Source organism: Phormidium sp. CCY1219, from assembly GCF_055795085.1.
Genome location: NZ_JAYFEQ010000032.1, coordinates 1 through 228 on the forward strand (window position 1 = coordinate 1; position 228 = coordinate 228).

Consider the following 228-nt stretch of genomic DNA (forward strand, 5'->3'; position numbering starts at 1 on the left):
GGCGTAGTGGTTCCGGCGCGACAGGCATATTCCCATTCTGCTTCACTGGGTAAGCGATAAACCCGTCCCGTTTTTTCTGACACTCGGCAACAAAATTCCACCGCATCGTGCCAGGTTACGTTTTCTACGGGTAAGTTCTCACCTTTGAAATCAGAGGGATTATTTCCCATCACTGCTTGCCATTGTGCCTGGGTTACCGGATATTTGCCCATAAAAAATTCCGGTACC

General features: G+C 49.1%; 1 protein-coding gene. It reads right to left on the reverse strand.

All coding sequences use genetic code 11. The features are described from left to right. Nucleotides 1–228: formylglycine-generating enzyme family protein (locus AC0QH1_RS00320; protein ID WP_324628753.1), on the reverse strand; the 228-nt coding region annotated here is incomplete at both ends.